The 2953-nt window shown below is 42.7% G+C and carries 2 protein-coding genes and 1 pseudogene; all 3 read right to left on the bottom strand.

What is annotated here, in order from left to right:
• Nucleotides 1-73: 73 nt before the first annotated feature.
• Nucleotides 74-766: a tyrosine-type recombinase/integrase gene (locus tag LC586_RS40135; RefSeq protein ID WP_229491326.1), complete on the bottom strand. Its 693-nt coding sequence runs from the start codon at nucleotides 764-766 to the stop codon at nucleotides 74-76.
• A gap of 79 nt (nucleotides 767-845) precedes the next feature.
• The gene (locus LC586_RS40130; protein WP_229491327.1) at nucleotides 846-2006 is read right to left on the bottom strand and encodes an AIPR family protein; all 1161 of its coding nucleotides are present in this window, start codon (nucleotides 2004-2006) and stop codon (nucleotides 846-848) included.
• A 142-nt stretch (nucleotides 2007-2148) separates the two neighbouring features.
• Nucleotides 2149-2953, bottom strand: a pseudogene (locus LC586_RS40125) (DEAD/DEAH box helicase); the annotation flags it as partial.

Genomic DNA, 2953 nt, shown 5'->3' with positions numbered 1-2953 from the left:
TATTTAATAACGTTCAAAAAATACAAAAGCAGCAAAAAGCACTAACCCCTGTATCTATCAGGCTTTTAGCCTCTTATACCACTTGACAGTAATTATTTAAAAGTGACAAATAATTCTTTAATGGACAAATGTACTTTGCAGTTGTCGCAGGAGAAGCATGGCCCAAATCTGCTTGCAAGTCAAAATCAGAAGCTCCATTTTTCTTAGCCAGCGTCGCATGAGTGTGGCGCAGAAAGTGGGCGCTGAACTTTATTCCCGCACTAGCAGAAATTTCCGCCATCATTAACCGCAATCCGCGATCGCTTAGAGGTTTACCCCTGTCTCGACGACTGGGACTAGGAAACACCGGCTCATCATTGCTGGCATCCCCACGGTAATCCAGTAGCACTGCACTCGTCTCCAGATCGAGACTAATGGTTCTGGTTTTATTTCGTTTCCCCGTCACAGTTAATAACAGACAATCTCCATCCTCCCGAAACTGCCGCCAAAATAACCCCGGCGTAACTATGCGCTTACCATAATCAGAAGTTTGCCGCGCAATTTCTCCCGCCCTCACCCCACTGTAAAAGACGAGAGTCAACAGCAGCCAATGCATCTTATTAGTGTTGTGTTGCAAATCTACTTCAATCGCCGCTTTTTCCAACTTAGCAATCTCGCGTTCCGACAGAATGCGCTCTGCGAGCTTATCGTCCCATTGGATACTTAAGTCCTTGCCCAAGTCGATAGCAAAATAACCAATAGAAGCTCTAGTACCCCACTCCCACAAACTTTTAATCGCCGCCGTGTATTTAGCTGCCGTATTTTTACTAATTCCATAAGTATTTTTCTGCCCCCGTACTGGCTTTTCATCCTTTAGCCAAGCCAGATAAGCGTGTAGGGGCCGAAATGTACAGACTTTCCCAAATTTCTTGATTGCGACAAATTTTAGTCCCCACTGTATTTCCTGCTGTTTTTTCCGATATCAAGTATTTACGGTAATAGTTACCCCACAGGTGTTGGAGAAAGTTTTCGGCGAATTCGTCAAAAGGAATAATCCAGTTATAGTCTTGGTCTAGGAATACCCGATAGGATGCAATTATGGGTAGTGCGAGGTCAGTTGGCGCACCAAACCCAAACGAGTACTTGCTGTCGGGGAGAAGGGTACTTTTGCGTGTATCAATTGATGCTAAGTCGTTGACACCCTTTCTTCTGGGGTTGCTGATATGTTCTTGGATGATTTCGTACAGTCTTTGCTCTATCCACAGAGCTTTGGGAAGTAGAGGCAATAGAAGAGTTAATCTTTCCCTCTCAGTGTCTGTGATTTGGCTTGGGGTGTTCGTACCTGTAGGGTGCTTGCTTCGTTTATTGCCGTCGGGATTGTATCTATTTCTGTCGAGGCAGTTGATCAGCTTGAACAAGTGGTTAACATTACACTGTGCATTTCTAGGAGCGCCGCTTTGGTTTTGGTAATAGGCTATTCTAAATTTTCTATCTTCTGCTCTTTCTAACTGGGCTAAATACTGCTTGATAAATTTGTAATCTCCCCTGGCGTTGACTTTGGAGCGAGAATCTACAGGAGAAGTGGTATTTGAGGCGAGGGCTATATCTTTAGCCTCCTCTTCCTGGAGGCCGATGTGGATGGTAACTTTGACTCTGGCAAGGCTGAGGTCATATTTGTAATTTTTAGCTTGCTCAAATGCTAAAACTGTGTGACCTCCATTGATAATGCCATCGCTACCCCCCTCGCTAGCTTCTAAGACTTCTAACTCCAGTTCGGTTTTGTTTTTGCTGGGCTTAACTTTATTCGCTGACAGAACGATTCCACTGTGACGAGAGAAAAATTTTTCTGGTTCGGTCGTCACAGAGTCAAAGATTTGTCGGTATGTCGCACTTTTGCGGTTTGGTTCCCGGATGTTGGGTTCTAGGGGTAGGTTTGTGGGAAACGTGTCCACATGGGCGGTGGCGATGATGCAATTGGGGTTTGCATGGAAATAGTTGTCTACTTTAATAATCCAGTTTTTCGGCATGGGTGGTTTCTGCATCAAAGCGATACATTCTCAATTATTCTTCTTGTGAGAAGAAGCGAACGCTTAAAGATTATATTTTGTAATTTATGTCTAAAGTTGTTGCAGTTGACTGGCAACGCCAATTCTTCGCCATCCTCAAATTTTAAATGGTTTTCTCAACTACTACATAAGTAGTAAATTTAACACGATATTTTCCGCGCTCTCTTGCTAAAAAGGTCATCCCGATGTCAAAAATCACTTGATAATGCAATCCGTCTTGTCGGTAGATTTCCAGAACGCGACCGTGAGGAATAAGGTGACTCCATTGTTTGAAATCAACTGAGCGTTTAACTCGAACCAACAAATTATTTTCATTCGGTTGGAGTTGAACAAATATTTTTTTAAGCTCTTTCTCTATGGTAAAAGCGTTCTTAGCATCCTTATCTTCAGTTGTGAGAATTTCGACATGAGATTGAGTATCAAATCCACCCCATTTTAATAATTCAACTAAAATGGAAGCCCCTTCTTCCCTGAGATAGCGATCGCGGTAGATAATCTTCGTCACCTCGCTTCCAGATAAAGCAGCCTCTAATCTTAGTTTATTTCTAAGTTCTGACATGCTGAAGTCGCCGCGCCATTCCTTCTCAGAAGGGTTTAAGAAGATTACAGTAGTGTTTATATCTTCTAACTCAGATGCTTGAACAAGTCTTGCTTCTTGGCGTAATGTTTCTAACCGACTAAAAACTGTTTTAACACCTTCTGGGCTTCGGGTTTGAAACCATGTTGGTGGTTCATTATTTGAGAATTGCTGCAATGACAGTGCAATACGATTACTTTGGTTGCTATTGAAACAGAGAGTTGGGACATCCTTATGTAAATTTTCAGGAAAATGTTCAGCACAAGCCTGGTAAAGCTTTACTAAACCTTGGTCTATCAACTGTTGTAAGCGTTTTCGCCAAACCTTGAGG

Origin of the sequence: Nostoc favosum CHAB5714, assembly GCF_020829495.1 — a bacterium.
Classification (GTDB): domain Bacteria; phylum Cyanobacteriota; class Cyanobacteriia; order Cyanobacteriales; family Nostocaceae; genus Nostoc; species Nostoc favosum.
The sequence above is the reverse complement of the archived record's forward strand: the minus strand, read 5'-3'. Positions and strand labels throughout refer to the sequence as shown.